The organism is Cereibacter ovatus, assembly GCF_900207575.1.
In the GTDB taxonomy this organism is placed as follows: domain Bacteria; phylum Pseudomonadota; class Alphaproteobacteria; order Rhodobacterales; family Rhodobacteraceae; genus Cereibacter_A; species Cereibacter_A ovatus.
Genome location: NZ_OAOQ01000005.1, coordinates 116,793 through 143,245, shown reverse-complemented (window position 1 = coordinate 143,245; position 26,453 = coordinate 116,793). Strand labels below are relative to the sequence as shown.

Here is a 26,453-nt window from a genome sequence, read left to right as displayed (position 1 = left end):
CGGGCCAAAATCAAGGCCCGCCTGCATCGGAGGCAACAGATGCGGCGGCAGGCGCAGGAAAAGCACAGGAAGCGGCGGGGCCATGCCCCTGTCACAGATCCGCAACCGCCCCGTCACAAGACCGTGGCCTTCGCGCGGCATAGCCGGATCACCCGGCCCGCCCGACAGCGGCCGCCCCTGTGCCCCGGAGGTTCGTTCCCGTGCTCGACCTGACCCCTGCCGCCATTCCCGCCCCGACCATGGCCCGCCAGATCGGGGCACTGGTGCACCGCCGCCCGGCGCTGACTGCCGCGGGGCTGACCGAACGGCTGTTCTCGCGGCTGTTCCACGGCCTTGTCTATCCGCAGATCTGGGAAGACCCCGTTCCCGACATGGCCGCCCTTCGGATCGGCGCCGGCCAGCGGCTGGCGGTCATCGCCTCGGGCGGCTGCAACATGATGTCCTATCTGACTGCCGGCCCGGCCAGCCTGCTGGCTGTCGATCTGTCGCCCGCCCATGTGGCGCTGGGGCGGCTGAAGCTGGCCGCGGCGCAGCACCTGCCCGATCACGCGGCCTTCTTCGACTTTTTCGGTCGCGCCGACCGGGCCGAGAATGTCGCGGCCTACGACCGCTTTCTTGCCCCCCGGCTGGACCCCGACACCCGCCGCCACTGGGAAGCGCGCAGCCTGAACGGCCGCCGGATCGAGCTGTTCGCGCGCGGCTTTTATCGCCATGGCGCGCTTGGCCGTTTCATCGGCGCGGGGCATCTGCTGGCGCGGCTTGGCGGCGCCGACCTGCGCCAGTTCCTGGCCTGCCGCACCATCGACGAGCAGCGCAGCCTGTTCAACACTCGGATCGATCCGCTGTTCTCGTCTTCGTGGGTGCGGGCGCTGGCCAGCCATCCGGCGGCGCTGTTCGGGCTGGGGATTCCGCCGGCGCAATACGACCTGCTGGCCGCCGATGGCGAAGTCACCGAGGTTCTGCGCCGCCGCCTGCACCGCCTGCTGTGCGATTTTCCCTTGCGCGACAATTACTTTGCCTGGCAGGCGCTGGCCCGCCGCTATCCCTGCCCCGGCGAGGGCGCGCTGCCGCCCTATCTGGAACCTGACGCCTTCGAGGCCTTGCGCGCCCATGCCGACCGTGCGCGGATCGTGAACCGCCCGCTGACCGAGGCGCTTGTCGACGAGGCGCCCGGCACGATCCACGGCTTCAGCCTTCTGGATGCGCAGGACTGGATGAGCGATGCGCAACTGGGCGCGCTCTGGCAGCAGATCACCCGCACCGCCGCACCGGGGGCCAGCGTGATCTTCCGCACCGGCGGCGCGACCGACATCCTGCCCGGTCGCGTCCCGGCCGAGGTGCTGGGCCAGTGGCAGCTTGACCCCGACGCCTCGCGCGACGGGTTTGCCAGCGACCGCTCGGCGATCTATGGCGGGTTCCATGTCTACCGGCGGCGGGCATGACCGGCGTTGACACGACGACGGCGGGCCATGCCGCGCTGATGGATGCCACCTATCGCCACCAGCGGCTGATCTATGATGCGACGCGGCGGTATTTCCTGCTGGGCCGGGACGAGATGATCGCAGCCCTGCACCCGCCCCCCCGCGCCCGTATCCTTGAGATCGCCTGCGGCACCGGGCGCAATCTTGACCGGATCGGCCGGCGCTGGCCGGATGCGCGGCTGTTCGGGCTGGACATCTCGGACCAGATGCTGCGCTCGGCCCGGCGCAAGCTGGGTCCGCGCGCGATGCTGGCGCAGGGCGATGCCACGGGCTTTGACGCCGAACGCCTGTTCGGCACGCAGGGGTTCGACCGGATCGTGATCTCTTACGCGCTGTCGATGATCCCCGACTGGCGGGCCGCGTTGTTGCAGGCGGCGCGGCATCTGGCCCATGGAGGCGAGCTGCATCTGGTGGATTTCGGCGGCCAGACCGGCCTTCCGCACTGGATGGGCGCGGGCCTGCGCGGCTGGATCGGGCGGTTCCACGTCTCACCACGCCCCGATCTGGACCGCGCACTGGCCGAGACCGCCGCCGCCATCGGTGGCAGCAGCGCGCTTCGGCCGATGTTTCGCGATTATGCGGTCTGCGGCTGGGTGAAACGGCCCGCCGGGTGACAGCGGTGGCCGGGGCGCCTCAGCCGGCCGGGGCCGCGCGTTCTTCGGTCCTTGACCGCGCGGGGCCGGCGGATGCACCGATCACCTTTGCGTCAACCGGCTGCCATGGCAGCGTTTGTTGCTACCATCAGGGCTGTGACACGCAACCCGAGGATGCCGATGACCCTGACGCGCCGACACGCCCTTCTGGCCGGGGCCGCCCTGCCCTTCGCCGCTGCCGTCCCCGTTCCCGCGCGTGCCGCGGCCGAACAACAGGGCAGCGCGGTTGCCCCTTTCCGCCGCTTCCGCCTTGGCCGGTTCGAGGTGACACCGCTTCTGGCCGGCACGCGGGTGCAGGAAAACCCCAAACAGATCTTCGGCCTGAACGCCCCGCAGGATGCGTTCGAGGCCGCGGCCCGCGCCGCCTTCCTTCCGACCGACCGGGCGCAGGGGTTCTTCACGCCCACGCTGGTCAATACCGGAACCGCGTTGATCCTGTTTGACACCGGCCTGTCGGCCGAGGGCATCTTTGCCGCACTGGCGGCGGCCGGTCACAGCCCCGAACAGGTCGATCTGGTGGTGATCACCCACATGCATGGCGACCATATCGGCGGGCTGATGACAGGCGACACGCCCACCTTCGCCAACGCCCGCTATCTGACCGGACAGGTCGAGAACGACCACTGGGCGCAGCAGTCAAACGACGGCTATGAGGCGAAGATGCGCCCGCTTCTGGACCGGACCGGCTTTGTCGAACCCGGGGCCGAGATCGCGCCGGGCATCACCGCGGTCGAGGCTTTCGGCCACACGCCGGGGCACATGGCCTATCGTCTGGAAAGTGGGGGGCAGGCGCTGATGCTGACCGCCGACACCGCGAACCATTATGTCTTTTCGCTGGGGCACCCGGATTGGGAAGTCAGCTTTGACGCCGACAAGGCCGCCGCCGCCGCAACCCGGCGCCGGATCTTTGGCCAGATCGCTGACGACCGCATCCCCTTCATCGGCTATCACATGCCCTTCCCCGCCATCGGCTATGTCGAGCGCGCAGGCGATGGCTTCCGTTTCGTTCCCGAAAGCTATCAGTTGATGCTGAACGGCTGACACGGCGGCCGGGCAGAGCTGACTCAATCCAGCCGGAACAGCTTGTCCCGGCTGGTCGCGCCGCGCAGCAGGGTCAGGCGGGTCTTGGCCACCCCCAGCGCGGCGGCCAGCGCCTCGGTCACGGCGCGGTTGGCCTTGCCGTCCTCGGGGACGCAGGTGACATGGACGCGGATCGTGCCGTCCTGAACCTCGACCTTGGTGCGCGAGGCGCGCGGGGTCACGCGCACCGCGAAGGGTGCGCCGGGAACCACCACCGCCTCCAGCGCCGGATCGGCCATCGGGTCAGCCGCCCCATGTCCGATCAAGCACCGCCAGCCAGTTTTCATGGCACAGCTTGCGCAGAAGCGCGGTGTCATAGCCATGCGCCCGCATCGCGTCTTGCAGCGCGGGCAACCCGGTCACGTCACCGATCAGTTCGGGAATGGTCGCGCCGTCGAAATCGGACCCAAGGCCGACATGATCTTCGCCCAGATGGGCGATCAGGTGATCGAGATGGCGCAGAACCGGCTCCCATCCCATTGCGGCGGACTGCCGGCCATCCTCGCGCAGGAACGAGGTCGCAAAGTTCAGCCCCACCATGCCGCCGCTGTCGCGGATCATCGCCAGCTGGCGGTCGGTCAGGTTGCGGGTCGAAGGGGTGACGGCATGGGCGTTGGAATGGGTCGCCACCAGCGGCGCATCCGAGATCCGCGCCACATCGTCGAACCCCTTTTCGTTCAGATGCGACAGATCCACCATGATCTTCAGCCGGTTGCATTCCGCAATCAGCCGCAGCCCGGCCTCGGTCAAGCCCTCGCCGGTGTCGGGGGTGCCGGGGAAGCGGAACGGGACGCCATGGCCGAACACGGTCGGGCGGCTCCAGACCGGGCCGAGCGAGCGCAGGCCAAGCGCATGGAACAGATGCAGCGCGTCAAGGTCGGGGCCGATGGCTTCGGCGCCCTCCATATGCATGATGCCGGCGATCACGCCGTCGGCAAGGCAGGCCCGCAGGTCGGCGGTGCTGCGGCAGATCCTGAAGGCGCCCGGGGCGGCCCGTTCCATCCACAGCAGATGGCCGGCCATGGCCAGCGCCACCGGCTGGGCCTGTTCATGCCGGATCAGCGCCGGCAAGGGCAGATCGAACGGCGGATTGTTCATCATCGCCTCGAAGTCCGGCGCGTCATGCGGCTGCGGCGAGGGGATGTAGATCGCGAAAAAGCCACCGGCAAAGCCGCCCTTGCGCATCCGAGGCAGGTCGAGATGGCCGTTGCCATCGCCGTGAAGCCAGATCGCCTGTCGCGCGGCAGGATTGCGCACAAGGCGCAGCAGGAAATCGTTGTGGCCGTCGAAGACCGGAATTGGCGGGGTCATGGGGTGGCTCCGGCGGGGGTGTAGCCTTCGGATGCGGAAAGCAGGGCGCGGGTGTAGGCTTCGGCGGCGGAACGGGCGCGCAGGCTGTCACGGGTCAGTTCCTCGACCGCGCGGCCGTGCTGCATCACCAGCAACCGCTCGCACATGTGGGCGACCACGGCAAGGTCATGGCTGACAAGGATATAGGTCAACCCGCGTTCGCTGCGCAGCCGGTCAAGCAGGTTCAGAACCTCGGCCTGGATCGAGGCATCAAGCGCCGAGGTAGGTTCGTCCAGCAGCAGAACCCGCGGCTCCAGGATCAGGGCGCGGGCGATGGCCACACGCTGACGCTGGCCGCCCGACAACTGATGCGGATAGCGGAAGCGGAAGCCCGCGCCGAGGCCGACCTCGTCCAGGGCTTGAAGGATGCGGCTTTCACGGTCGGCAAAGCCGTGGATCGCCAGCGGTTCCGACAGGACGCGGTCGATGGTGTGGCGCGGGTGAAGCGAGGCATAGGGATCCTGGAACACCATCTGCACCCGGCGGTGAAAGGCGGCCGAGCGGCGGCGGCCAAGCGGCTCGTTCACGACGGTGACGGCGCCGGCGGTGATCGGCGCCAGCCCGCACAGCGCCCGCAGCACCGTGGATTTGCCCGAGCCGCTTTCACCGACGATGCCATAGCTTTCGCCCTCGGCCACCGCGGCCGAGACGCCGCGCACGGCCTGAACCTCGCCAAAGCTGACGTGAAGATCGCGGATGTCGATCAGGGCCATCAGAGCGCCCACCCGGCTTCGCGTTGCAGCGTGGGCAGCGGACGGCGGCCGCCCTCGATCCGCGGCAGGCAGTTCAGAAGGCCTTGGGTATAGGGGTGGCGGGCCTGTGCCAGATCCGCGGCTGCCAGTTCCTCGACCACGCGGCCGGCATACATCACCAGCACCCGGTCGCAGAAACTGCCAACCAGCCGCAGGTCGTGGCTGATGAAGATCAGACCCATGCCGCGATCCTCGACCAGCCGGTCGAGGATGCGCAGAACCTCGATCTGCACGGTCACGTCGAGGGCCGAGGTCGGCTCGTCCGCGATCAGCAGGTCGGGCTCGGCCATCAGCATCATCGCGATCATCGCGCGCTGGCCCATGCCGCCCGAAAGTTCATGCGGATAGGCGGCGAAGACGCGGGCGGGATCACGGATCTGCACCGCATCCAGCATCGCCATGGCGCGGTCGTGCGCTTCGGCGCGCGGGGCGCGGGCGGCCTCGATCAACTGGCGGCCGATGGTCATCACCGGGTTGAGCGAGAATTTCGGATCCTGCATCACCATCGAGATCCGCGCGCCGCGCAACTGCCGCCACTGGCGCGGGGTGGCGCGGCAAAGATCGATGCCATCGAAGCTGAGCCGGTCGGCGGTGGCGCGGCCGGGAGGGGGCGTCAGGCCAAGGATCGCGCGGCCGGTCTGCGATTTGCCCGAGCCGCTTTCGCCAACGATGCCAAGGCGTTCGCGCCCCAGTGCGAAAGAGACGCCGCGCACGACCTCGGCCGGGCCCTGCCGGGTCGGGAAGGTCACGCGAAGATTGTCGACATGCAGTAGCGTCATCGGCGGGCCTTGGGCTTGTGGCCGGCGTCGGAGCCTCCGGCGGGGATATTTGGGCCAGAATGAAAGCGCGGGGCGGTCATTTGCGGGCCTTGGGGTCGAGCACGTCGCGCAGGCCGTCGCCGAGCAGGTTGAAGCCGAGCGACACGGCGAAGATTGCAAGGCCGGGCATGGTTGCGACCCACCAGTGGTCGATGATGAAGCGGCGGCCGCCGGCGATCATCGCGCCCCATTCGGGTTGGGGCGGTTGGGCGCCAAGGCCGAGGAAGCCCAGGCCGGCCGCTGTGAGGATGATGCCCGCCATGTCGAGTGTGACGCGGACGATGACCGACGACAGGCAAAGCGGCGTGACATGGCCCCAGAGGATGCGCAGGTGCGAGGCGCCTTGCAGGCGGGCGGCGCTGATGAAATCGCTGTTGCGGATGGTCAGCGTTTCGGCGCGCGCGAGGCGGGCGTAGGGTGGCCAGGAGGTCAGCGCGATCGCGATGATCGCGTTTTCGATCCCGGGGCCGAGGGCCGCGACAAAGGCCAGCGCCAGAATGAGGCGCGGGAAGGCCAGGAAGATGTCGGTGACGCGCATCAGCACCGTATCGATCCAGCCGCCGAAGTAGCCGGCCGTCGTGCCGATGGCGAGGCCGATAGGGGTGGCGATCAGGGCCACCAGCGCCACCACCATCAGCGTCAGTTGCGAGCCCCAGATCACCCGGCTGAGGATGTCGCGCGCCAGATCGTCGGTGCCCATCGGATGCGCCCATGAGGGTGGCAGCAGCCGTTCGGTGCGCAGGTCTCCGCCGGTCAGGGGGTTGTGCGGGGCGATCCAGGGGGCAAGGACTGCGAGCGCCAGAAGCGTCAGCACGATGGCAAGCCCCAGCATTGCCAGCCGGTTTTCCTTGAAGGCCAGCCAGGTGCGCCAGGCCTGGCCCAGCCGGGCCTGGCGGCGCGATCGGGGGTGTTCGGTCAGCAGCCACTCGGAACGGGTCATGGTCGCACCTGCCGCCGCGTACGCGGGTCGAGAAGGGTGTAAAGCAGGTCCGACAGCAGGTTGAGCGAGACGAACACCGCGCCGATCACCAGCGTTCCGCCAAGCACTGCGTTCATGTCTGCCACTTGCAGGCTGTTGGTCAGGTAAAGGCCAAGGCCGGGCCAGGCGAATACGGTTTCGGTCAGGACCGAGCCTTCAAGCAGGCCGGCATAGGACAGTGCCACCACCGTCACCAGCGGCACGGCGGCGTTTCGCAGCGCGTGGACCCAGATGATGCGCCATTCCGGCACGCCCTTGACGCGGGCGGTGGTGACATATTCCTGTGCGAGTTCGGCCAGCATGAAGCTGCGGGTCATCCGGCTGATATAGGCCATCGAGAAATAGCCCAGCAGCGCCCCCGGCAGGATGATATGCGACAGCGCATTGCCGAAGGCGGCCCATGCGCCCTGCATGGCGCTGTCCAGCAGCAGAAGTCCGGTTGTCGCGGTGAAGCTGTATTCGTGGGCGATGTCGATCCGGCCCGGACCCGCCACCCAGCCAAGCTGCGCGTAAAACAGCAAAAGGCCCAGCAGCCCCAGCCAGAAGATCGGCGCGGAATAGCCGACAAGGCCCAGCACCCGCACGATCTGGTCGATGGCACGGCCCTGTTTCACCGCCGAGATCACCCCCAGCGGGATGCCGAACAGCGTGCCGATCACGATGCCCACCGTCGCCAGTTCCACCGTCGCCGGGAACACCCGCGCCAGATCGTCGATCACCGGGCGTTTGGTCAGGAACGAGCTTCCCAGATCGCCCGACAGCACGTTGGTCAGATAGATCCAGAACTGTTCCCACACCGGGCGATCAAGGCCCATTTCCAGAAACATCGCGTCATAGGTCGACTGGCTGGCCCGGTCGCCCACCGCACGCAGCACCGGATCGACCGACATGAAGCGGCTGATCGCGAAGGTCACGAGAAGCAGGCCCAGGAAGGTCACGGCGACTGTCAGCGCCACCTTCACGCCCTTCCAGAGCCAGAGAAAGAGGGCGCCTTTGCGCCCCCTTCCGATCTGCGGGGTTCCGGTCATCTACTTGGTCACGGCCCGGAACGAGTTGTCGTTGAACGACGGGCCGATGATGTAGCCCTCGACGTTCTTGCGCATCGCGACCACTTCGGATTCCTGGAACATGATCACGAAGGGCGAGGTCGCCAGGACCTCCTCCTGCATCTCGCGATACATCTGCGCGCGCTTTTCGGCGTCGCGTTCCAGCACCGCGGCATCGGCCTTGGCGGTCAGCTCGGGGATCTCCCAGGCGTTGCGCCAGGCGAGCGGTTTTGATGCCGCCGTGTCCGAGTTGTCGGGGTTCTGCGCGAAGGTCGCGTTGGTGTGGGGATCCTGATAATCCGGGCCCCACTGGCCGATGTAGATATCATGCGTGCGGGCGCGGTATTTTTCCAGCGTCTGGCCGCCGTCGCCGGGGATGATCTCTAGGGTGATGCCGGCCGCTGCCATGGTCTGCTGGATCGCCTGCGCGATCGAGGTCACCTCGGGGGTGTTGCGCGTATCCATCGTCACGGTGAAGCCGTCGGGCAGGCCGGCCTTGGCCAGAAGGTCTTTGGCCTTTGCCGGGTCGAAGGAATAGGGATTTTCGTCCAACGCGCCAAGGAACCCTTCGGGCAGGAAGGTCTGGTGCTTTTTCTTCATCCCCTTCACCAGTGTCTCGGCGATGGCGTCGTAATCGACGAGCCATTTCATCGCCTCGCGCACTTCGGGTTTGGCCAGGTGTTCGTTCTTCTGGTTCAGGCCCAGATAGAAGATCGTGCCCTTCACCCCGCTTTGAATCTTGATGTCGGGGTTCTGGCTCAGCGCCTCGATTTCCTCGGGCAGAAGCTTGCGGGCGATGTCGATGTCGCCCTGTTCCAACAACAGCCGTTCGGTCGCGGCCTCGGGGATGTGACGGTAGATGCTGCGCGCCATGGCGGGGCGTTCGCCGTCCCAGTTGTCGTTACGCTCCATCACGACGGCCTCGTTGGCACGCCATTCGCGGATCGTATAGGGGCCGGACCCGGCATAGTTGGTTTTCAGCCAGTTGTAGCCCCAGTCGCCATCGACCTCGTTCGACTGCACCAGATCCTTGTCGACCACCGCCGCGACCGTCGCGGTCAGGCAGTAAAGCAGGAAGGTCGGCGCATAGGCCTTGTCCATTTCCAGCGTAAAGCTGTAGTCGCCGGTCTGCTTGACCTTTTCTTCCACATTGTCCGGGGTCAGCCCGAACTGGCCCAGGATGAAGGCGGGCGACTTGTCCAGTTTCACCGCGCGAACAAGGGAATAGACCACATCCTCGGCGCTCAGATCGTTGCCCGAGGCGAATTTCTTGCCTTGGCGAACCGTGAAGCTCATCGTTTTGCCGTCCTCGGACAGCTCCCAGCTTTCCGCCACGCGGCCGAAGATCTTCGAGACGTCATCGACCTCGTAGCCGATGATCGTCTCATAGCTGTTGCCGATGATCTCGGAGGCGGTGAATTCGAACACCTCGGCCGGGTCGAGGGTGATCATGTCGTCGATCGCCCATGCCTGGATGAAAGTATCGGGTGGCGTCTCGGCGGAAAGCGGTGCCGTGGTCAACGCCAATGCGGCAACCGCCGCCGTCGCCAGCAAGCGCGCTCGGATGAACATGAAGAACCCCCTGTCGAAGTTTTTTGTGGCGGAACCCTGTCCGACGCCGGGCGTCGGGACGGGCCTCGGGGTTAAGCTGACCAGCCGTTCACGGAAGTGTCAAGGCCGCTTCTCAGGTCGAGAGCATTGGCCGGCCGGGGCGCGAACTCCGCTTGACCCGGCGCGGCCGATCCTGATGATCGCGCGGGAAAAGGAGACGCCCATGCCCGCGCCGAAGCCCGAGGTTCTCGACTTCCTGCTGCACCGCCGCTCGCGTCCGGCCAAGACGCTCGGCCTGCCGGTGCCGTCGCCCGATCAGTTGCAGCCGATCCTGACCGCCGCGCTGCGCACGCCCGATCATGGCAAGCTGGAACCCTGGCGGCTGATCGTGCTGGCACGCGGGGCGATGGGCCGGCTGGTGCGGCTGGCCGAGACCCGCGCCGATGCGCTTGGCCTTGACGACGAGCGCCGCGCCAAGGGCCGGTCGCAGTTCGAGGCCAGCCATCTGGCCGTGGTGGTGGTGGCCAGCCCCAAGCCGTCCGACAAGGTGCCCGCGATCGAGCAGACCCTGTCGGCGGGGGCCGCCTGTCTTGGGCTTCTGAACGCGGCCGAGGCGGCGGGCTGGGGCGCGAACTGGCTGACCGGCTGGCCCGCGCATGACCGCGCCTTTCTGCGCGAAGGGCTGGGCCTTGAAGATCACGAATTCGTCGCCGGCATTGTCCATATCGGGACCGAAACCATCGCCCCGCCGGACCGGCCGCGACCCGATGTTGCCAGTCTTGTCAAATGGGTAAGTGAATGATCCGCGATTTCCTTCGCGCCATCGGCCAGATCGGCGATGCGCGCTTTCGTCGTGTCGTCTGGATGGGGGTGGGCCTTGCGCTGGCGCTGCTGGCCGCGGTCTATGCGGGCTTCGTGCTGCTGTTGCAGATGGTCATGCCCGATACGATGACGATCCCCTGGATCGGTGAGATCGGCGGGCTGGACACCATCCTGTCCTGGGGATCGGCGGTGCTGATGATCGGGCTGTCGGTGTTTCTGATGATCCCGGTCGCCTCGGCCTTCACGGGGCTGTTTCTGGACCGGGTGGTGGATGCGGTCGAGGCGCGGCACTATCCGCAGCTTGCCCCGGCCAAGGCACTGCCGCTGAGCGACCAGTTGATTGACAGCGCGAATTTCTTTGCGGTGCTGGTGGTGGTGAACCTGATCGCGCTGGTGCTGTTCGCCTTTGCCGGGCCGATCTTTCCGATCCTGTTCTGGGGCCTGAATGGCTTCTTGTTGGGGCGGGAATATTTCACCCTTGTCGCGATGCGCCGGCTGGGCCGCGCCGGGGCCAAGGCGCTTCGGGCGCGCCATGCGGGGCAGATCTGGCTGGCGGGCACGCTGATGGCGGCACCGCTGTCGGTGCCGATCCTGAACCTTGTGGTGCCGGTGCTGGGGGTTGCGACCTTCACCCATCTTTATCATCGGCTGAACGCCCGGCAGGGTGCCTGACGGCGGCCGGCCTCGGGCCTTGCCCGGGGCCGGATCAGCCCGGCGTCATCCGCCCCGTCACATCGATATCTTCCAGCGAGATCCAGCCCGACAGGATGATCCCGCACACGGCCCCCCAGACCACAGTGGCCACCACCGTGGTCAAAAGCGCCTTCCTGCGCACCACAAACCCGGAAGGCGCCCCGGGCGGGGTGCCCGGCGCCACGTCCCCGGCTTCGTCCTGGCTCTGCACCCGGATGGGCAACAGGATGAAGAATACCATGAACCAGGTCACCGCATAAAGGACAGCGGCGCCGGTCGGTGTCATACCTGTTCCAGTTCCACCAGACAGCCGTTGAAGTCCTTGGGATGCAGGAACAGAACCGGCTTGCCATGGGCGCCGATCTTCGGCTCTCCGCTGCCCAGCACGCGGGCGCCCGCTTCCTTCAGCCGGTCGCGCGCGGCAAGGATATCCTCGACCTCATAGCAGATGTGGTGGATGCCGCCGGCCGGGTTCTTTTCCAGAAACCCGTTGATCGGGGAATTCTCGCCCAGCGGATACAGCAGCTCGATCTTGGTGTTGGGCAGCGTGATGAACACGACCGTCACGCCGTGGTCGGGTTCGTCCTGCGGTGCGCCCACCTCGGCGCCGAGGGTGTAGCGATACTGCGCCGCCGCCGCCTCAAGGTCGGGCACGGCGATGGCCACATGGTTCAGGCGTCCGATCATGGTCTTCTCCTTTGCGGGTTGTCCGTCTTATGAAAGCGCCACCGGCACGAGGCAAGGGGGCAGCCGGTCGCGCCGCTTAACCGGATGTTGATCCCGATGGGGTTGGATGACGCGACTCAGCCCCGCCGAGAGACGTTTCATGCCCCACCTTCACCTTCTTCCAGACCCGCCTTCGCCCGCCCCCCGCCGCACCATGCAGCCGGCACTGCCGCTGTCGGGCCTGACCATCCTTGCCGTCGAAGACAGCCATTTCGCGGCCGAGGCGTTGCGCCTGCTGTGCCACCGTTCGGGGGCAAAACTGCGCAGGACCGAAACACTGGAAGCAGCCCGCAGCCATCTGGACCTTTACCGCCCCGATGCCGTGGTGGTCGATCTAAGCCTGCCCGACGGCAGCGGCGCGGCGCTGATTGCCGAACTGACGGCCGATGCGCCGGGGCCGGTGGTGATTGCCGCCAGCGGCGACCCCTCGGGGCGCGAGGCCGCCCTTGCCGCGGGCGCGCATGGCTTCATGGAAAAGCCGCTCGACAGTCTTGCGCTGTTCCAGCAGATGCTGCTTCAGCACCTTCCCGACCGACAGCGCCCGCCCGAGGATGAGGCGCTTCCACCCCCCGATCCGTTCTCGCTGCGCGAGGATCTCAGCCGTGCGGCCACACTGGCCACCGATGCCCAGCCGCATTCGGCGCCAGCGCGCTATCTGGCCGGCTTCGTCTCGGGCATCGCCCGCAGCAGCGGCGATACACCATTGGAACAGGCCGCCCGCAGCGCCGCCGACAGCGCCGAGGGGTTGGACCGCATGAAACGGCTGATCCTGACCCGACTCGCGGGCTCGACCGGGGCATTCTAAGCCGCCACGGCCCGAACATCGGGCCGCGCGCGAACTGGGTCCAAGCCACCCTTGTCCCGTCGCTGCCGTTGGCAAACCCGCGGCGGTCGATCCGGCCCGCCTTGCCCGGTCGCGGTCGCCCTGCCTCGTCGCCGCCGATTGGCTGGCGGCCCGCGGCCCGGGCACGCTGCGGATGAGGGTCCGGCGCGGGTGCGCGTCACAACGCAGGCCCGCACGCGGACCGTCAAAGCAGGGGGTCAGTCCCTCCGCGCACCAGAGAGGTCAGGTCCGACAACCGCTCTGCCTGCCGGCCATCCGCCCCGAAGTTCCGCGGCGCCAGCCAAAGGGTGAACGCCTCGCGCAGGGCCGCCCACTCGGTATCGATCACCGAGAACCACGCCGTATCGCGGTTGCGGCCCTTCACCACGGCCGCCTGCCGGAACGTGCCCTCATAGCTGAACCCAAGCCGCTGCGCCGCCCGGCGTGACGGCAGGTTCAGCGCATCGCACTTCCATTCGCAACGCCGATAACCGGCATCAAAGGCCCATTGCATCATCAGAAACAACGCCTCGGTCGCAACCGGGCTGCGCTGGATCGCGGGCGCCAGACAGATATGGCCGATCTCGATCGACCCCGCCTCGGGCGCGATCCGCAGAAAGCTTGCCACGCCGCCGCAATGGCCGGTGTCGCGGGCGCGAATGGCAAAGAACAGCGGATCAGCGGCGCCCTCGACCCCGCGCACCCAATGGTGATAGGCCGCCGTCGAGGCAAACGGCCCATAGGGCAGGTAATCCCACAGCGTATCGTCGCCCGAAAACGCCCTGTGCAGATCCGCCGCATGCCGGTCAGCCGACAAGCGTTCCAGCAGGGCATACCGCCCCCCGGACAGATCCGAGGGGTGCGGCGGCGCCGACCAGTCTGGAACCGGGGCGCCAAACCGCGTCATCGCCTCAGTCCTTCGGCACGACGCGCAGGCGCAACTCGCGCAACTGCTCGTTGGTGGGTTCCGACGGCGCCCCCATCAGCAGATCCTCGGCGCGCTGGTTCATCGGGAACATGATGACCTCGCGGATGTTCGCCTCGTCCGCCAGCAGCATCACGATCCGGTCGATGCCGGCGGCACAACCGCCGTGCGGCGGGGCGCCATACCGGAACGCCTTGACCATGCCACCGAACCGCTTTTCGACCTCTTCCTTGGGATAGCCCGCGATCTCGAAGGCCTTGAACATGATCTCGGGCCGGTGGTTGCGGATGCCGCCCGACACCAGCTCATAGCCGTTGCAGGCCAGATCATACTGATAGGCATGAACCTTCAACGGATCGCCTTCCAGCGCCTCCATGCCCCCTTGCGGCATCGAAAACGGGTTGTGGCTGAAGTCGATCTTGCCCTCGTCGTCCGTCTCATACATCGGGAAATCGACGATCCAGGCGAATTTGAAGCAGTTTTCCTCGGTCAGCCCCAGCTCGCGGCCGATCTCGTTGCGCGCGCGCCCCGCAACGGCCTCGAAGGTCTCGGGCTTGCCGCCAAGGAAGAACGCGGCGTCGCCCTCGCCCAGCCCAAGCTGAAGCCGGATCGCCTCGGTCCGCTCGGGGCCGATGTTCTTGGCCAGCGGCCCGGCGGCTTCCATCGCCCCGTCCTCGCCCTTCCGCCAGAAGATATAGCCCATCCCCGGCAGACCCTGGGCTTGGGCAAAGGCATTCATCCGGTCGCAGAACTTGCGGCTGCCCCCCATCGGCGCCGGAATCGCGCGAACCTCGGTCCCCTCGTTCTCCAGCAGCTTCGCGAAGATCGCAAAGCCCGAGCCGCGGAAATGCTCGCTCACCACCTGCATCCGGATCGGGTTGCGCAGGTCCGGCTTGTCCGAGCCATACCACAGCATCGCATCCCGCCAGGCAATCCGCGGCCAATCGGCGTAAACCTTGCGGTCGCCGCCGAACTCCTCGAACAGCCCCTGAATCACCGGCTGCACGGCGGCGAAAACATCCTCCTGCTCGACAAAACTCATCTCGATGTCGAGCTGGTAGAAATCGGTCGGCGAACGGTCGGCCCGCGGGTCCTCATCGCGGAAACAGGGCGCGATCTGGAAATAGCGGTCGAACCCCGCCACCATGATCAACTGCTTGAACTGCTGCGGCGCCTGCGGCAACGCATAGAACTTGCCCGGATGCAACCGCGAGGGAACCAGAAAGTCCCGCGCCCCTTCGGGCGAAGATGCGGTGATGATCGGCGTCTGAAACTCGTTGAAGCCCGCCGACCACATCCGGTTGCGCAACGACCGCACCACGTTCGACCGCAGCATCATGTTGCCATGCAGCTTCTCGCGCCGCAGATCCAGGAACCGATAGGTCAGCCGGGTCTCCTCGGGATAGTCCACCTCGCCGAACACCGGCATCGGCAACTCGTCGGCGGCCCCCAGAACGGTCAGACCGCGGGCATAAACCTCGATTTCGCCGGTCGAAAGCTTCGGGTTCACCAGCGCCGCATCGCGCCCCTTCACCACGCCCTCGATCCGGATCACCCATTCGGCGCGCACCTTCTCCAACTCGGCAAAGGCCGCCGAGTCGGCATCCGCGATCACCTGCGTGATACCGTAATGGTCGCGCAGATCGATGAACAGCACGCCACCATGGTCGCGCACGCGGTGCACCCATCCCGAAAGCCGCACCTCCTGACCGACGTGCCCGGCGTTCAGATCCGCGCAAGTATGGCTACGATAGGCGTGCATAACAGTCCCCTTCCCGAGGCTTTGGTTCGTCCGCGCCGATACACTCTGCCAGCCGCGCGAAGTCAAGCCACGCCCCTTTCATTCTGGCCACAAATATCCCCCGCGGAGCGCCCGAGCCCGTCCGGCCCCGCCGGACGGGCGAGACAAACGCCGTGGCGCGGAACGCGCCTCCGTCAGATCGACCAGACGGCCGGATTAAGCCCCCGCATGGAATTGCCCACCCACAGCCGCACCCGTGGCAACGCCGCACCGGGCAGCACCGCCTCGCGGCAGGCGCCGCTGTCCAGCATGTCCGCGCGCAGGATGCCGGGCAACAGACCGCAGGACAGCGGCGGCGTGCAGAGCCCCTCGCCCGCATCGAAAAACAGCGTGGTGATCGTGCCGTCGCAGACCTCGCCCCGCTCGTTCAGCAACACCACCTCGTCCAGCCCCGCCGGCAGCGCCGCCCGCGCCCGGTCATAGGCGCCGCGGCGCGTGGATTTCACCCCAAGCCAAGGATCGGCCGACCACAACCGCTCGCCGGCCAGCCCCAGCCGCCACAGCGGTTTCACAGGCGGCAGGGGTGCCGCCTCGACCTCGATCCGCCCTGCGGAATCCAGTGTCAGGCGCATCCGGGCCGGCCCATCGGGCACTGCCGCGCGCAGCGCCTTGGCCGCCCCCTCGCACCGCCAGCCCAGCCGCGCCGCCCCGCAGGCCAGCCGCGCCAAGTGCCGGTCCAGCCGCACCAGCCGCGTGCCGTCCCATGGCAGAGTCTCGATCAGCCTCAGCCCCGGGTCGTGGGCAGCCTTGCAAAGCGGGTCTTCCACAGTGCCTCCTCCCATTCGCCGTCCGCGGTGGAATCCTGCACCACGCCGCCGCCCACATCCAGCCGCAGCCGCCCGTCGGGATACAGCCGCAGCGTGCGGATCGCCACATTGAACGCCGCGCGCCCGTCCGGCGCCATCCAGCCCATGGCACCGCAGTAAAGCCCGCGCGGACCGCATTCCAGCTCGGCGATGATCTGCATTGCGCGGATCTTGGGCGCCCCGGTGACCGAACCGCAGGGAAACAGCGCCGGCATCAGGGCCGCCAGCCCCGGCCGCCCCGTCAGCCGCCCCGTCACCCGGCTGACCATCTGATGCACGGTGGCATAGCTTTCCACCGCGAACAGATCCGGCACCCGGACCGAGCCCACGGCGCAGATCCGCGACAGATCGTTGCGCAGCAGATCGACGATCATCAGATTCTCTGCCTGCCCCTTTTCGCTGGCGGCCAGCCCTGCGGCCAGCGCCGCATCGCGTGCGGGGTCGGCGTCGCGCGGCGCGGTGCCCTTCATCGGCCGGGTCTCGATCCAGCCATCGGCATCGCAGGCAAAGAACAGCTCGGGCGAGGCCGAGATCGCCACCGGCCCGCCCAGATCGCAGAACACCCCATGCCCGACCGGCTGGTGCGCCCGCAGCGCACCATAAAGCCCAAGCGCGCTGCCGGCCGTTAGCCGGCTGTCAACGGGAAAGGTCAGGTTGACCTGATAGCAGTCGCCCGCGGCGATATAGTCCATCAGCCGGGCAAAGGCCGCGGCATGATCGGCCTGTGTGATCCGGGGGCACAGCGGCGCAAGACACACGCCCGCCGCCTCGGCCATGGCCCGCGCCAGAACATCCGTCGCGGGGACAGGGCCTGCGAATGCGCCGAAGGCCAGAAGCGGCTCGTCGCGATGGGCGGGCATCAGGTCCGCAAGGCGCGGCTCGAAGGTCAGCCCGGCGTCATAGGCCATCGCGCCTGCGACCCAAAGCCCCTGCCCCCGCAGCGCATCCAGCCGCGCCAGCGCCGGGGCGACATCGGCCGGTTCCCACACCGTCACCCGTTCGACCGGGTCGCGGAACAGGGCGGGGCCGCCCGCCGGCCCGTTCTCGCACAGGATCACCTTTGTCCCTCCGTCATCGTCGCGCCGATCTAGCATGGGGCCGGTCGCCGCGACAGCCCGACCGCGACGCTTCGCAAATGGGTTGCGCCGCGCGGCGGCGGGTCTATAACCGCGCCAATTTGCGCAGAGCGTAGAATCCGGACAATCCTGCCGCCCGTACGGCGCAGGACCATAGATGTGGGGCCACAAATGCCGAAAAGAACCGATATCAGCTCGATCATGATCATCGGCGCAGGCCCCATCGTCATCGGGCAAGCCTGCGAGTTCGACTATTCCGGCGCGCAAGCCTGCAAGGCGCTGCGCGAGGAAGGCTATCGCGTGGTTCTGGTGAACTCGAACCCCGCCACCATCATGACCGACCCCGGTCTGGCGGATGCGACCTATATCGAGCCGATCACCCCCGAAGTCGTCGCCAAGATCATCGAGAAAGAGCGCCCCGACGCGCTTTTGCCCACCATGGGCGGGCAGACCGGCCTGAACACCGCGCTGGCGCTGGCCGACATGGGCGTGCTGGAAAAGTTCGGCGTGCAACTGATCGGCGCCAACCGCGAGGCCATCGAGATGGCCGAGGACCGCAAGCTGTTCCGCGAGGCGATGGACCGCATCGGGCTGGAAAACCCCAAGGCCACGATCATCGCCGCACCGAAGCTGCCCGACGGGCGCTATGACATCAACGCGGGCGTGGCCGAGGCGATGGCCGCCATCGAATATGTGGGCCTTCCGGCGATCATCCGCCCGGCCTTCACCCTTGGCGGCACCGGCGGCGGCGTGGCCTACAACCGCGACGATTACGAGGCGATCTGCCGCTCGGGCCTCGATGCCTCGCCGGTGGCGCAGATCCTTGTCGATGAAAGCCTGCTTGGCTGGAAGGAATACGAGATGGAGGTGGTCCGCGACCGCGCGGACAATGCCATCATCGTCTGTTCCATCGAAAACGTGGACCCGATGGGGGTGCATACCGGCGATTCGATCACCGTGGCGCCGGCGCTGACCCTGACCGACAAGGAATACCAGATCATGCGCAACGGCAGCATCGCCGTGCTGCGCGAGATCGGCGTGGAAACCGGCGGATCGAACGTGCAATGGGCGATCAACCCCGCCGACGGCCGCATGGTGGTGATCGAGATGAACCCGCGGGTGTCGCGGTCCTCGGCGCTGGCGTCCAAGGCTACGGGCTTTCCCATCGCCAAGATCGCGGCAAAGCTCGCCGTGGGCTACACGCTGGACGAGCTGGACAACGACATCACCAAGGTCACGCCCGCCAGCTTCGAGCCGTCCATCGACTATGTCGTGACCAAGATCCCGCGCTTCGCCTTTGAAAAGTTCCCCGGATCGAAGCCGGAACTGACCACCGCGATGAAATCGGTGGGCGAGGTCATGGCCATCGGCCGCACCTTCCACGAATCGGTTCAGAAGGCGCTGGCCTCGTTGGAGACCGGCCTTTCCGGCTTTGACGAGATCGAGATCCCCGGCGCGCCCGACAAGGCCGCCGTCATCAAGGCGATTTCGGCCCAGACCCCCGACCGGCTGCGGCTGATCGCGCAGGCGATGCGCCACGGGCTGACGGATGACGAGATTCAGGCCGCCACCGCCTTCGATCCGTGGTTCCTTGCCCGCCTGCGCGAGATCGTCGAGGCCGAGGCCGACATCCGCGCCAAGGGCCTGCCGGTCACCGAACGGGGCCTGCGCAAGCTGAAGATGATGGGCTTTACCGATGCGCGGCTGGCCAGTCTGACGGGGCGTGACGAAGGTCAGGTGCGCCGTGCCCGCCGGAACCTTGGGGTGAAGGCGGTCTTCAAACGCATCGACACCTGCGCGGCCGAATTCGAGGCGCAGACGCCCTATATGTATTCCACCTACGAATCGCCCGCGATGGGTGACGTGGAATGCGAAGCCCGGCCGTCGGCGGCGAAAAAGGTCGTGATCCTCGGCGGCGGGCCGAACCGGATCGGTCAGGGCATCGAGTTCGACTATTGCTGCTGCCATGCCTGCTTCGCGCTGACCGCCGCCGGTTACGAAACCATCATGATCAACTGCAACCCCGAGACCGTGTCGACCGACTACGACACCTCGGACCGGCTGTATTTCGAGCCGCTGACGCTGGAACATGTGCTGGAAATCCTGCGGGTCGAACAGGAAAACGGCACCCTTCACGGCGTGATCGTGCAGTTCGGTGGCCAGACGCCGCTGAAGCTGGCGCAGGCGCTGGCGCATGAGGGGATCCCGATCCTTGGCACCACCCCCGATGCCATCGACCTGGCCGAGGACCGCGAGCGGTTCCAGCAACTGTTGAACGATCTGGGCCTGAAGCAGCCGATCAACGGCATGGCGCGGTCGCGCGACGAGGCCTTCGCCATCGCCCGCCGCATCGGCTATCCGCTGGTGATCCGGCCGTCCTATGTCCTTGGCGGCCGCGCGATGGAGATCGTTCGCGACGACGCCCAGCTTGAACGCTATATCCGCGAGGCGGTTCAGGTCTCGGGCAGCTCGCCCGTGCTGCTGGACAGCTATCTGGCCGGCGCGATCGAGGTCGATGTGGATGCGCTTTGCGACGGGCAGAATGTTCATGTCGCGGGCATCATGGAACATATCGAGGAAGCGGGCGTCCATTCCGGCGATTCGGCCTGCTGTTTGCCGCCGCATTCGCTGTCGGCCGAAACCATCACGGAGCTGAAGCGTCAGACGGTGGAAATGGCCCGCGCGCTGCATGTGGTGGGCCTGATGAACGTGCAGTTCGCGATCAAGGACGGGGTGATCTTCGTGCTTGAGGTCAACCCCCGCGCCTCGCGCACGGTGCCCTTCGTGGCCAAAGCCACCGACAGCGCGATTGCGTCCATCGCGGCGCGGCTGATGGCGGGCGAGCCTCTGTCGGCCTTCCCTCTGCGCGCGGCCTATCCCGCGGGCGTCGGGCCGGATTCGGCGCTGCCGCTGGCCGATCCGCTGACACTGGCCGATCCGATCACGCCGTGGTTCTCGGTGAAGGAATCGGTGCTGCCCTTTGCCCGCTTCCCCGGCGTCGACCCGCTGCTGGGGCCGGAGATGCGTTCGACCGGCGAGGTGATGGGCTGGGACCGCAGCTTTGCGCTGGCGTTCCTGAAGGCGCAGATGGGCGCGGGCACGCATCTGCCGGAAGCGGGCAAGGTGTTCCTGTCGGTCAAGGATCAGGACAAGTCCGCGGCGCTGGCCGGGGCCGCCCGCGGCCTGACCGCCATGGGCTTCGAGATCGTGGCGACCAAGGGCACCGCCGGCTGGCTGGCGGCGCAGGGGATAGCGGCAACCCTTGTGAACAAGGTCTACGAAGGGCGGCCCAACATCGTCGACATGCTGAAGAACGGCGAGATCACGCTGGTGATGAACACCACCGAGGGCGCGCAGGCGATCAGCGACAGCCGCGACATCCGCCGCGTCGCGCTGATGGACAAGATCCCTTATTTCACCACCGCCGCCGCCAGTATCGCCGCCGTCGAAGCGATGCAGGCCCGCGGCGAAGGCTACGGCGTGCGCACCCTGCAAGGGTGAGGGGCGCCCGGACGATCCTCCAGTGGAGGATCGTCAGCCCCGAACGCCCGACGCGCAAGCGGCGGGCCGGCAAGGCGCCCGGACGGCCCTTTGGCCGAGGATCGTCAGCCCCGAATGCCCGGCGCACATGTGGCGGGCCGGCACGGCGTCCGGAGGATCCTTTGGCCGAGGATCGTCAGCCGCGAACGCCCGGCGCACATGTGGCGGGCGATATCGGCCATGGCGGCGGGGCAGGCCGGCAAGCGCAAGGCCGCTGTCAGGCAGTTTGCCGATTCGCCACAACCTTCGCTTGACTTCCAGCCCCTTCCCCTCCATGTCCAACGCAAGCCAACGACCCGCTGCCGCGTGAGCAGTCGCCCCCTTGGGGCCAAGGTCTGGCCGACAGGTTCCCACCGTCACGCAGGGGCACCGCGGCACATTCTTCTGCCGCCCCGCCTGCCGCCTCCCCCGTCGGGGAGATCCCCATTCCGCGGGTCGATGCCCGCTTGTCGAAAGAACACCATGACCGATTTCAGCACCCTTGGGCTGTCCGAAAAGCTTATGCAGGGCCTTGCCAAGGCCAACTTCACCAAACCGACGCCGATCCAGATCGAGGCGATCCCGCATGTGATGGCCGGCCGCGACCTGATGGGTCTGGCCCAGACCGGCACCGGCAAGACGCTGGCCTTTGGCCTGCCGCTGCTGCACCGCCTGCTGGGCGTGGGCCATCCGCCCGCCCCGCGCACCATCCGCGCGCTGATCCTTGCGCCGACGCGCGAACTGGTGACCCAGATCGCCACCAACCTTGAGGTTTTCACCAAGGGCACCCCGGTCAAGGTCGTGACCATCACCGGCGGCGCCTCGATCCACCGCCAGACCGAAAAGCTGGCCCGCGGCGCCGACATCATGGTGGCCACCCCCGGCCGCCTGATCGATCTTCTGGACCGCAATGCCGTCACGCTTGAGGCGACGGGCTATCTGGTGCTGGACGAGGCCGACCAGATGCTTGACATGGGCTTCATCCACAGCCTGCGGAAGATCGCCCGCCACCTGCCGCTGAAGCGCCAGACGCTGCTGTTCTCGGCCACCATGCCGAAGCTGATCGAGGAACTGGCCCATACCTACCTGCGCGAGCCGGTCCGGGTGCAGGTCGCCCCCCCCGGCAAGCCGGTGGAAAAGATCGCGCAAAGCGTGCATTTCATCCCGCAGGGCGACAAGGCCAAACTGCTGGAAAGCTATCTGCTGAAACATCCGGGCGAACAGGCGCTGGTGTTCGGCCGCACCAAGCACGGCTCGGAAAAGCTGATGAAACTGCTGGTCAGCTGGGGCTTTCAGGCCGGCTCGATCCACGGCAACAAAAGCCAGAATCAGCGCGACCGCACCCTGACCGAATTCCGCGACGGCACGCTTCAGGTTCTGGTGGCGACCGATGTGGCGGCGCGCGGGATCGACATTCCGGGCGTGCGGCACGTCTATAACTACGACATGCCGAACGTGCCGGAAAACTATGTCCACCGCATCGGCCGCACCGCACGGGCGGGCGCGGCGGGCAGCGCCGTGGCCTTTGTCGCCCCGGCCGAGATGGAAGAACTGCGCGCTGTCGAAAAAGTGCTGAAGCAGCCGATCCCGGTCATCGGCGGCGCGGCATGGGCGGCCGACATCGTGGCCGCCGCGCCGAAGCCGGGCCAGAAGCCGCGTCAGGGCGGGCGTCCGAAGGCGCAGGGCGCCAAGGCGCCGGCCGGCGCAGCCAAGCCGCAGTCCAGGGGCCAGCAACCCAAGGCAGCGCACGGCGGCCGACCGGGCCGGCCCGCAGCCGCGCCCGGTGGCGGCGCAGCCCCCCGGCGGTCGTCATCGCAAGGGCGGCAGGCCGGCGGCGCCCCCCGGGGCTGAGGCCCCTGCTTCCTGGTGACGCAGGCTGCGATTCCGACGGGCACTCGCCGCCGGGATCGCGCATAATGAAGTTCCGGTGCGCCGGTGTGGTAACGAGTGTCCGGCGACTGCAGCGCCGGGGGTTTGCTTTACGAGTGTCAATCCATTGCGCAAAGGAGCCCGGCAGTCGGCGGTGATCGCGTCACCCGACTGTCGGGCTACCTTTGCTGCAATCTACCCCTTTTTCCCCTCGATTGCCTAGCCTTCTTCGATTGACGCGGATCAAGGTCCACGCGGCAATTCCGGGCGAAGTCTTGATACGGCTCAACCGGAATCGGAGACCTGCCATGACTCGCCTGATGCTGATCCTGTTCTCGATCGTTTCCGTGTCGCTGATGGGGACATTCATCGTCGTTGCCCTTGTAACAGGCTATGACACGCTTCAGCCGATCATTGCCGCTGCGGCAATCGGCTTCGTGGCGGCGCTGCCCGTCAGCTTCATCATCGCGCGCAAACTCGCCTGATTCCCGGCGAGACCAGAAGCGGAAGGACCAAAGATGTCGAAAGAAGCGCCGGCAGGCTATTCAAGGATGCAGATCGTGCTGCACTGGGCGGTGGCGGTGCTGGTTGTCGTGCAGTTCCTGCTGGGGCCCGCCATGTCCAGCTTTGTCGAGGCCGAGCGGACCGGCGCCGATCCGGGCTTTGGCGCGCTTGCCTGGGCCCATGTCGGTGTGGGGCTGGCCATCCTTCTGCTTGCGTTCTGGCGCGTCGGCCTGCGCTTTGCCAATGGCGTGCCCGCCCCCGCGTTCGAGCCGAAAACCCCCGAGCAAGAGTTCATCGCCTTCCTCACCCGCGAGCTCAGCTTCTTCCTGTATCTGACCATCTTCGCGCTGCCGATCACCGGCGCCATCGGCTGGTTCTATCAGAACGAGGTTGCGACGTCGGTGCATGGCAGCATGAAGGTGCTGGTGATCGTGATCGTCGGCGTCCACATCGCGATCTCGCTGTTCCACCAGTTCGTGCTGCGCAACGGCGCGCTCGACCGGATGCGCCGCCCGAACTAGGTCAGGCGGCGTCCAGAAAGGCACGAACAGTGTCCTCAAAGGCGCGGGGCTTCTCGGCGTGCAGCCAGTGCCCCGCGCCTTTCAGTTCGGCAAAGCGGGCGGCGGGAAACAGGCGCTGGATCGTCGCGCGATGTTCGGGCCGAACATAATCCGAGGTCTCGCCGGTCAGAAACAGCGCCCGGCCGTCAAAGCGGCCCTCGGTTCCCGGCCAGCCGATGATATGCGCCATCTCGGCCGCCAGCAGATCCAGATTCAGCCGCCAGCGCGGCGGGTCGGCGCGCAGATCCAGCGATTGCAGGAAAAAGGCGCGCAGACCCGCATCGGGCAATACCTCGGCCAGCCTGCGGTCGGCGTCGCCCCGCGTCGCCAGCGCGGTCAGGTCAAGGCCCCGCATCGCATCGACATTCCGGGTCTGGTCGTGGGTGTAGGCCACCGGCGCGATATCGGCCACCACCAGCCGGCGCACCAGATCGGGGCGGGTCAGCGCCAGCACCATCGCCGCCTTGCCGCCCATCGAATGGCCCATCACATCGGCCAAACCACCCTGCGCGGCGATCACCTCGGCCAGATCCTCGGCCATGTCGGGATAGCGGTGGCTGTCGGTCCAGGGGCTTTCGCCGTGGTTGCGCATGTCGACCGCGATCACCCTGCGCGTCGTGGCAAGGCGGCGGGCGATCACGCCCCAGTTGCGCGCCGAGCCGAACAGGCCATGCGCGATCAAAAGCGGCGGGGCATCAGACGGGCTTTCCGCCCGGTGGATCAGGGTGTTCAGCATGGCCCGTCTTTAGCGTGCCGTGCCGCGGCCTGCCAGACCCCGTTGCCGCCGGGCGGCGCCCCCCCTATCCTGCCCGCAACCATGGGGGACGGCATGACGGCGGTGGCGATATGGCAGATGGCCGACAGGGTCGGCGCCTTGATGGACGAGCGGCTTTGCATCCGCGGCACCGGGCTTGGCGACCGGCTTGCGCGCGGCGGGCGCTTGTTGCCCTTGCGGGTGCGCAAGGCGGCACGCGGCCTTGCCGCCGCGGCCGAGGGGGCACGCGACCCCAGACGGCTGATGAAGATCGATTTTGAACAGGTCTCGGCCGATTACGACATCTGTGTGCGCCACCTGACCGGGCTTGGCCCGTGGGCGCGCTGGATGGGAACGGCGCTGACCTTTGCCCGGGTGTCTCTGGCCGCGGGCCTGCTGGCCGCTGGCGTGGGCTATGCGCTGATGCGCTGGCGCGGTCTGGTCTGAAAGGCTGGCGCGGGAACCACAGGGCACCCGCGCCGGGTGTCAGTTCACAGCGTCGGATACAGCGGGAAGCGGGCGCACAGCGCCGCGACCTTGGCCTTGACCGCGGCCTCGACCGCAGCATTGCCGTCCTCGCCATTGGCGGCCAGCCCGTCCACCACTTCGACGATCAGGCGGGCGATCTCGCGGAACTCGGCCTCGGCGAAGCCGCGGGTGGTGCCGGCGGGGGTGCCCAGACGCACGCCGCTTGTCACCATCGGCTTTTCCGGGTCGAACGGGATGCCGTTCTTGTTGCAGGTGATATGGGCACGCCCCAGCGCCTTTTCGGTCGCGTTGCCCTTCACGCCCTTGGGCCGCAGGTCCACCAGCATCACATGGGTGTCGGTGCCGCCGGTGACGATATCAAGGCCGCCCTTCATCAGCTCGTCCGCCAGCGCCTGCGCGTTCTTGACCACCTGCGCGGCATAGGCGCGGAACTCGGGGCGCAGCGCCTCGCCGAAGGCCACGGCCTTCGCGGCGATCACATGCATCAGCGGGCCGCCCTGAATACCAGGGAAGATCGCCGAGTTGACCTTTTTCGCGATATCCTCGTTGTTGGTCAGGATCATGCCGCCGCGCGGGCCGCGGAGCGTCTTGTGGGTGGTCGTCGTCGCCACATCGGCCTGCGGGAACGGCGAGGGATGCGCCCCACCCGCGACAAGACCCGCGAAATGCGCCATGTCCACCATCAGCAGCGCGCCCACCTCATCGGCAATGGCGCGGAACTTCGCGAAATCGATCTGGCGCGGGATGGCCGAACCGCCGGCGATGATCAGCTTCGGCTTGTGTTCGCGCGCAAGGGCCGCCACCTGATCGTAATCGATCAGGTTGTCCGCCTTGCGCACGCCATATTGCACCGCATGGAACCACTTGCCCGACTGGTTCACCGACGCGCCATGCGTCAGGTGCCCGCCCGAGGCCAGCTCCATCCCCAGAATGGTATCGCCCGGCTTCAGCAGCGCGTTGAACACGCCCTGATTGGCCTGCGACCCCGAATTGGGCTGCACGTTGGCAAAGGCGCAGCCGAACAACTGCTTCGCACGCTCGATCGCCAGCGTCTCGGCCACGTCCACGAAACCGCAGCCGCCATAATAGCGTTTGCCCGGATAACCTTCGGCATATTTGTTGGTCATCACCGAGCCTTGCGCCTCCATCACGGCGCGGCTCACGATGTTTTCCGAGGCGATCAACTCGATCTCGTCGCGCTGCCGGCCCAGTTCGCCGGTGATCGAGGCGAAAAGCTCGGGATCGCGGGAGGCAAGGCTTTCGGTAAAGAAGCCGTCGTCGCGGTGCGGGGCGTTCATGGGCGTCTCCTGTCGGAAGGGATGCGCCCATTTAGAACATCCCGGCCACGACAGAAAGACCGGAAAACGACGCAAGGG

At 67.2% G+C, this 26,453-nt stretch carries 26 protein-coding genes; 11 read left to right on the top strand and 15 right to left on the bottom strand.

Annotated features, from left to right (window positions below):
• Nucleotides 1–239: 239 nt before the first annotated feature.
• The 3 genes from CRO07_RS08270 (at nucleotide 240) to CRO07_RS08260 (ending at nucleotide 3,175) form a co-directional block, all read left to right on the top strand.
• Nucleotides 240–1,442, top strand: a complete 1,203-nt coding sequence (locus tag CRO07_RS08270) for a DUF3419 family protein (RefSeq protein ID WP_097030222.1) — start codon at nucleotides 240–242, stop codon at nucleotides 1,440–1,442.
• Nucleotides 1,439–2,095: a class I SAM-dependent methyltransferase gene (locus CRO07_RS08265; protein ID WP_097030221.1), complete on the top strand. Its 657-nt coding sequence runs from the start codon at nucleotides 1,439–1,441 to the stop codon at nucleotides 2,093–2,095. The genes CRO07_RS08270 and CRO07_RS08265 overlap by 4 nt, the downstream gene beginning before the upstream one ends.
• Before the next feature lie 159 nt (nucleotides 2,096–2,254).
• Nucleotides 2,255–3,175: an MBL fold metallo-hydrolase gene (locus CRO07_RS08260; RefSeq protein ID WP_176504519.1), complete on the top strand. Its 921-nt coding sequence runs from the start codon at nucleotides 2,255–2,257 to the stop codon at nucleotides 3,173–3,175.
• Nucleotides 3,176–3,198: 23 nt separating this feature from the next.
• Here the strand turns inward: CRO07_RS08260 and CRO07_RS08255 are convergent, their stop codons facing one another.
• The 7 genes from CRO07_RS08255 to CRO07_RS08225 all read right to left on the bottom strand — a co-directional run bounded on the left by CRO07_RS08255 (nucleotide 3,199) and on the right by CRO07_RS08225 (nucleotide 9,731).
• Complete coding sequence (locus tag CRO07_RS08255; RefSeq protein WP_097030219.1) at nucleotides 3,199–3,453, bottom strand: DUF167 domain-containing protein; 255 nt, start codon at nucleotides 3,451–3,453, stop codon at nucleotides 3,199–3,201.
• 4 nt (nucleotides 3,454–3,457) lie between these two features.
• The gene (locus CRO07_RS08250; RefSeq protein WP_097030218.1) at nucleotides 3,458–4,525 is read right to left on the bottom strand and encodes a dipeptidase; all 1,068 of its coding nucleotides are present in this window, start codon (nucleotides 4,523–4,525) and stop codon (nucleotides 3,458–3,460) included.
• The gene (locus CRO07_RS08245) at nucleotides 4,522–5,277 is read right to left on the bottom strand and encodes an ABC transporter ATP-binding protein (protein WP_097030217.1); all 756 of its coding nucleotides are present in this window, start codon (nucleotides 5,275–5,277) and stop codon (nucleotides 4,522–4,524) included. Before CRO07_RS08245 ends, CRO07_RS08250 begins: the two co-directional genes overlap by 4 nt.
• Complete coding sequence (locus tag CRO07_RS08240) at nucleotides 5,277–6,095, bottom strand: ABC transporter ATP-binding protein (protein WP_097030216.1); 819 nt, start codon at nucleotides 6,093–6,095, stop codon at nucleotides 5,277–5,279. The genes CRO07_RS08245 and CRO07_RS08240 overlap by 1 nt, the downstream gene beginning before the upstream one ends.
• Before the next feature lie 76 nt (nucleotides 6,096–6,171).
• Complete coding sequence (locus CRO07_RS08235) at nucleotides 6,172–7,074, bottom strand: ABC transporter permease (RefSeq protein WP_097030215.1); 903 nt, start codon at nucleotides 7,072–7,074, stop codon at nucleotides 6,172–6,174.
• A complete protein-coding gene (locus CRO07_RS08230) occupies nucleotides 7,071–8,141 on the bottom strand; it encodes an ABC transporter permease (RefSeq protein ID WP_097030214.1) in 1,071 nt (356 codons plus the stop codon). The genes CRO07_RS08235 and CRO07_RS08230 overlap by 4 nt, the downstream gene beginning before the upstream one ends.
• On the bottom strand, nucleotides 8,142–9,731 hold the full coding sequence (locus tag CRO07_RS08225; RefSeq protein WP_097030213.1) for an ABC transporter substrate-binding protein: 1,590 nt from the start codon (nucleotides 9,729–9,731) through the stop codon (nucleotides 8,142–8,144). It abuts the gene before it with no gap.
• Nucleotides 9,732–9,933: 202 nt separating this feature from the next.
• Here CRO07_RS08225 and CRO07_RS08220 point away from each other — a divergent pair, with 202 nt between their 5' ends.
• Both CRO07_RS08220 and CRO07_RS08215 read left to right on the top strand, forming a co-directional pair.
• Complete coding sequence (locus tag CRO07_RS08220; RefSeq protein WP_097030212.1) at nucleotides 9,934–10,512, top strand: nitroreductase family protein; 579 nt, start codon at nucleotides 9,934–9,936, stop codon at nucleotides 10,510–10,512.
• Nucleotides 10,509–11,204 (top strand): EI24 domain-containing protein, encoded by a 696-nt coding sequence (locus CRO07_RS08215; protein ID WP_097030211.1) that lies wholly within the window; start codon nucleotides 10,509–10,511, stop codon nucleotides 11,202–11,204. The genes CRO07_RS08220 and CRO07_RS08215 overlap by 4 nt, the downstream gene beginning before the upstream one ends.
• A gap of 34 nt (nucleotides 11,205–11,238) precedes the next feature.
• Here the strand turns inward: CRO07_RS08215 and CRO07_RS08210 are convergent, their stop codons facing one another.
• Together CRO07_RS08210 and mce are read right to left on the bottom strand one after the other, a co-directional pair.
• Nucleotides 11,239–11,511, bottom strand: coding sequence for a DUF1467 family protein (locus CRO07_RS08210; protein ID WP_097030210.1), 273 nt, complete (start codon nucleotides 11,509–11,511; stop codon nucleotides 11,239–11,241).
• Nucleotides 11,508–11,912, bottom strand: coding sequence for a methylmalonyl-CoA epimerase (gene mce, locus CRO07_RS08205; protein WP_097030209.1), 405 nt, complete (start codon nucleotides 11,910–11,912; stop codon nucleotides 11,508–11,510). Before mce ends, CRO07_RS08210 begins: the two co-directional genes overlap by 4 nt.
• 193 nt (nucleotides 11,913–12,105) lie before the next feature.
• On the opposite strand from mce, the gene CRO07_RS08200 reads away from it, so the two are divergent.
• Nucleotides 12,106–12,756 carry a response regulator gene (locus CRO07_RS08200; protein WP_235840957.1) on the top strand — a complete coding sequence of 217 codons (651 nt, stop codon included), beginning with the start codon at nucleotides 12,106–12,108 and terminating at the stop codon, nucleotides 12,754–12,756.
• A gap of 223 nt (nucleotides 12,757–12,979) precedes the next feature.
• Here CRO07_RS08200 and CRO07_RS08195 read toward each other — a convergent pair whose 3' ends face one another.
• The 4 genes from CRO07_RS08195 to CRO07_RS08180 form a co-directional block, all read right to left on the bottom strand.
• Entirely contained in the window at nucleotides 12,980–13,681 is a 702-nt protein-coding gene (locus tag CRO07_RS08195) for a GNAT family N-acetyltransferase (RefSeq protein ID WP_097030207.1), read from the bottom strand.
• Between the two features lie 4 nt (nucleotides 13,682–13,685).
• Nucleotides 13,686–15,461 carry an aspartate--tRNA ligase gene (aspS, locus tag CRO07_RS08190; protein WP_097030206.1) on the bottom strand — a complete coding sequence of 592 codons (1,776 nt, stop codon included), beginning with the start codon at nucleotides 15,459–15,461 and terminating at the stop codon, nucleotides 13,686–13,688.
• Nucleotides 15,462–15,634: 173 nt separating this feature from the next.
• On the bottom strand, nucleotides 15,635–16,267 hold the full coding sequence (locus tag CRO07_RS08185) for an aminotransferase class IV family protein (RefSeq protein ID WP_176504518.1): 633 nt from the start codon (nucleotides 16,265–16,267) through the stop codon (nucleotides 15,635–15,637).
• Nucleotides 16,225–17,364, bottom strand: coding sequence for an aminodeoxychorismate synthase component I (locus tag CRO07_RS08180; protein ID WP_097030204.1), 1,140 nt, complete (start codon nucleotides 17,362–17,364; stop codon nucleotides 16,225–16,227). Before CRO07_RS08180 ends, CRO07_RS08185 begins: the two co-directional genes overlap by 43 nt.
• Nucleotides 17,365–17,553: 189 nt before the next feature.
• On the opposite strand from CRO07_RS08180, the gene carB reads away from it, so the two are divergent.
• The 4 genes from carB (at nucleotide 17,554) to CRO07_RS08160 (ending at nucleotide 23,795) form a co-directional block, all read left to right on the top strand.
• Nucleotides 17,554–20,883 carry a carbamoyl-phosphate synthase large subunit gene (carB, locus tag CRO07_RS08175; protein WP_097030203.1) on the top strand — a complete coding sequence of 1,110 codons (3,330 nt, stop codon included), beginning with the start codon at nucleotides 17,554–17,556 and terminating at the stop codon, nucleotides 20,881–20,883.
• A 477-nt stretch (nucleotides 20,884–21,360) separates the two neighbouring features.
• Nucleotides 21,361–22,752 carry a DEAD/DEAH box helicase gene (locus tag CRO07_RS08170; RefSeq protein WP_097030202.1) on the top strand — a complete coding sequence of 464 codons (1,392 nt, stop codon included), beginning with the start codon at nucleotides 21,361–21,363 and terminating at the stop codon, nucleotides 22,750–22,752.
• 326 nt (nucleotides 22,753–23,078) lie between these two features.
• Nucleotides 23,079–23,255, top strand: coding sequence for a CTP synthetase (locus tag CRO07_RS08165; protein WP_097030201.1), 177 nt, complete (start codon nucleotides 23,079–23,081; stop codon nucleotides 23,253–23,255).
• 33 nt (nucleotides 23,256–23,288) lie between these two features.
• Nucleotides 23,289–23,795, top strand: a complete 507-nt coding sequence (locus CRO07_RS08160) for a cytochrome b (protein ID WP_097030200.1) — start codon at nucleotides 23,289–23,291, stop codon at nucleotides 23,793–23,795.
• A 1-nt stretch (nucleotide 23,796) separates the two neighbouring features.
• Here the strand turns inward: CRO07_RS08160 and CRO07_RS08155 are convergent, their stop codons facing one another.
• Nucleotides 23,797–24,570: an alpha/beta fold hydrolase gene (locus CRO07_RS08155; protein WP_097030199.1), complete on the bottom strand. Its 774-nt coding sequence runs from the start codon at nucleotides 24,568–24,570 to the stop codon at nucleotides 23,797–23,799.
• An 81-nt stretch (nucleotides 24,571–24,651) separates the two neighbouring features.
• Here CRO07_RS08155 and CRO07_RS08150 point away from each other — a divergent pair, with 81 nt between their 5' ends.
• Nucleotides 24,652–25,035 carry a hypothetical protein gene (locus CRO07_RS08150; RefSeq protein ID WP_235840956.1) on the top strand — a complete coding sequence of 128 codons (384 nt, stop codon included), beginning with the start codon at nucleotides 24,652–24,654 and terminating at the stop codon, nucleotides 25,033–25,035.
• Nucleotides 25,036–25,079: 44 nt separating this feature from the next.
• Here CRO07_RS08150 and glyA read toward each other — a convergent pair whose 3' ends face one another.
• Complete coding sequence (glyA, locus tag CRO07_RS08145) at nucleotides 25,080–26,375, bottom strand: serine hydroxymethyltransferase (protein WP_097030197.1); 1,296 nt, start codon at nucleotides 26,373–26,375, stop codon at nucleotides 25,080–25,082.
• Nucleotides 26,376–26,453: the final 78 nt, after the last annotated feature.

What these genes read in the sequence shown, in the direction of transcription:
- CRO07_RS08215 (WP_097030211.1), top strand. Translation starts at nt 10,509, where the DNA reads ATGATCCGCGATTTCCTTCGCGCCATCGGCCAGATCGGCGATGCGCGC.
- aspS (WP_097030206.1), bottom strand. Translation starts at nt 15,461, where the DNA reads ATGCACGCCTATCGTAGCCATACTTGCGCGGATCTGAACGCCGGGCAC.
- CRO07_RS08165 (WP_097030201.1), top strand. Translation starts at nt 23,079, where the DNA reads ATGACTCGCCTGATGCTGATCCTGTTCTCGATCGTTTCCGTGTCGCTG.
- mce (WP_097030209.1), bottom strand. Translation starts at nt 11,912, where the DNA reads ATGATCGGACGCCTGAACCATGTGGCCATCGCCGTGCCCGACCTTGAG.
- CRO07_RS08160 (WP_097030200.1), top strand. Translation starts at nt 23,289, where the DNA reads ATGTCGAAAGAAGCGCCGGCAGGCTATTCAAGGATGCAGATCGTGCTG.
- CRO07_RS08150 (WP_235840956.1), top strand. Translation starts at nt 24,652, where the DNA reads ATGGGGGACGGCATGACGGCGGTGGCGATATGGCAGATGGCCGACAGG.
- CRO07_RS08240 (WP_097030216.1), bottom strand. Translation starts at nt 6,095, where the DNA reads ATGACGCTACTGCATGTCGACAATCTTCGCGTGACCTTCCCGACCCGG.
- CRO07_RS08255 (WP_097030219.1), bottom strand. Translation starts at nt 3,453, where the DNA reads ATGGCCGATCCGGCGCTGGAGGCGGTGGTGGTTCCCGGCGCACCCTTC.
- CRO07_RS08220 (WP_097030212.1), top strand. Translation starts at nt 9,934, where the DNA reads ATGCCCGCGCCGAAGCCCGAGGTTCTCGACTTCCTGCTGCACCGCCGC.
- CRO07_RS08270 (WP_097030222.1), top strand. Translation starts at nt 240, where the DNA reads ATGGCCCGCCAGATCGGGGCACTGGTGCACCGCCGCCCGGCGCTGACT.
- CRO07_RS08235 (WP_097030215.1), bottom strand. Translation starts at nt 7,074, where the DNA reads ATGACCCGTTCCGAGTGGCTGCTGACCGAACACCCCCGATCGCGCCGC.
- CRO07_RS08265 (WP_097030221.1), top strand. Translation starts at nt 1,439, where the DNA reads ATGACCGGCGTTGACACGACGACGGCGGGCCATGCCGCGCTGATGGAT.
- CRO07_RS08250 (WP_097030218.1), bottom strand. Translation starts at nt 4,525, where the DNA reads ATGACCCCGCCAATTCCGGTCTTCGACGGCCACAACGATTTCCTGCTG.
- CRO07_RS08245 (WP_097030217.1), bottom strand. Translation starts at nt 5,277, where the DNA reads ATGGCCCTGATCGACATCCGCGATCTTCACGTCAGCTTTGGCGAGGTT.
- CRO07_RS08225 (WP_097030213.1), bottom strand. Translation starts at nt 9,731, where the DNA reads ATGTTCATCCGAGCGCGCTTGCTGGCGACGGCGGCGGTTGCCGCATTG.
- CRO07_RS08260 (WP_176504519.1), top strand. Translation starts at nt 2,255, where the DNA reads ATGACCCTGACGCGCCGACACGCCCTTCTGGCCGGGGCCGCCCTGCCC.
- CRO07_RS08210 (WP_097030210.1), bottom strand. Translation starts at nt 11,511, where the DNA reads ATGACACCGACCGGCGCCGCTGTCCTTTATGCGGTGACCTGGTTCATG.
- CRO07_RS08195 (WP_097030207.1), bottom strand. Translation starts at nt 13,681, where the DNA reads ATGACGCGGTTTGGCGCCCCGGTTCCAGACTGGTCGGCGCCGCCGCAC.
- glyA (WP_097030197.1), bottom strand. Translation starts at nt 26,375, where the DNA reads ATGAACGCCCCGCACCGCGACGACGGCTTCTTTACCGAAAGCCTTGCC.
- CRO07_RS08170 (WP_097030202.1), top strand. Translation starts at nt 21,361, where the DNA reads ATGCCCGCTTGTCGAAAGAACACCATGACCGATTTCAGCACCCTTGGG.
- CRO07_RS08155 (WP_097030199.1), bottom strand. Translation starts at nt 24,570, where the DNA reads ATGCTGAACACCCTGATCCACCGGGCGGAAAGCCCGTCTGATGCCCCG.
- CRO07_RS08230 (WP_097030214.1), bottom strand. Translation starts at nt 8,141, where the DNA reads ATGACCGGAACCCCGCAGATCGGAAGGGGGCGCAAAGGCGCCCTCTTT.
- CRO07_RS08200 (WP_235840957.1), top strand. Translation starts at nt 12,106, where the DNA reads ATGCAGCCGGCACTGCCGCTGTCGGGCCTGACCATCCTTGCCGTCGAA.
- carB (WP_097030203.1), top strand. Translation starts at nt 17,554, where the DNA reads ATGCCGAAAAGAACCGATATCAGCTCGATCATGATCATCGGCGCAGGC.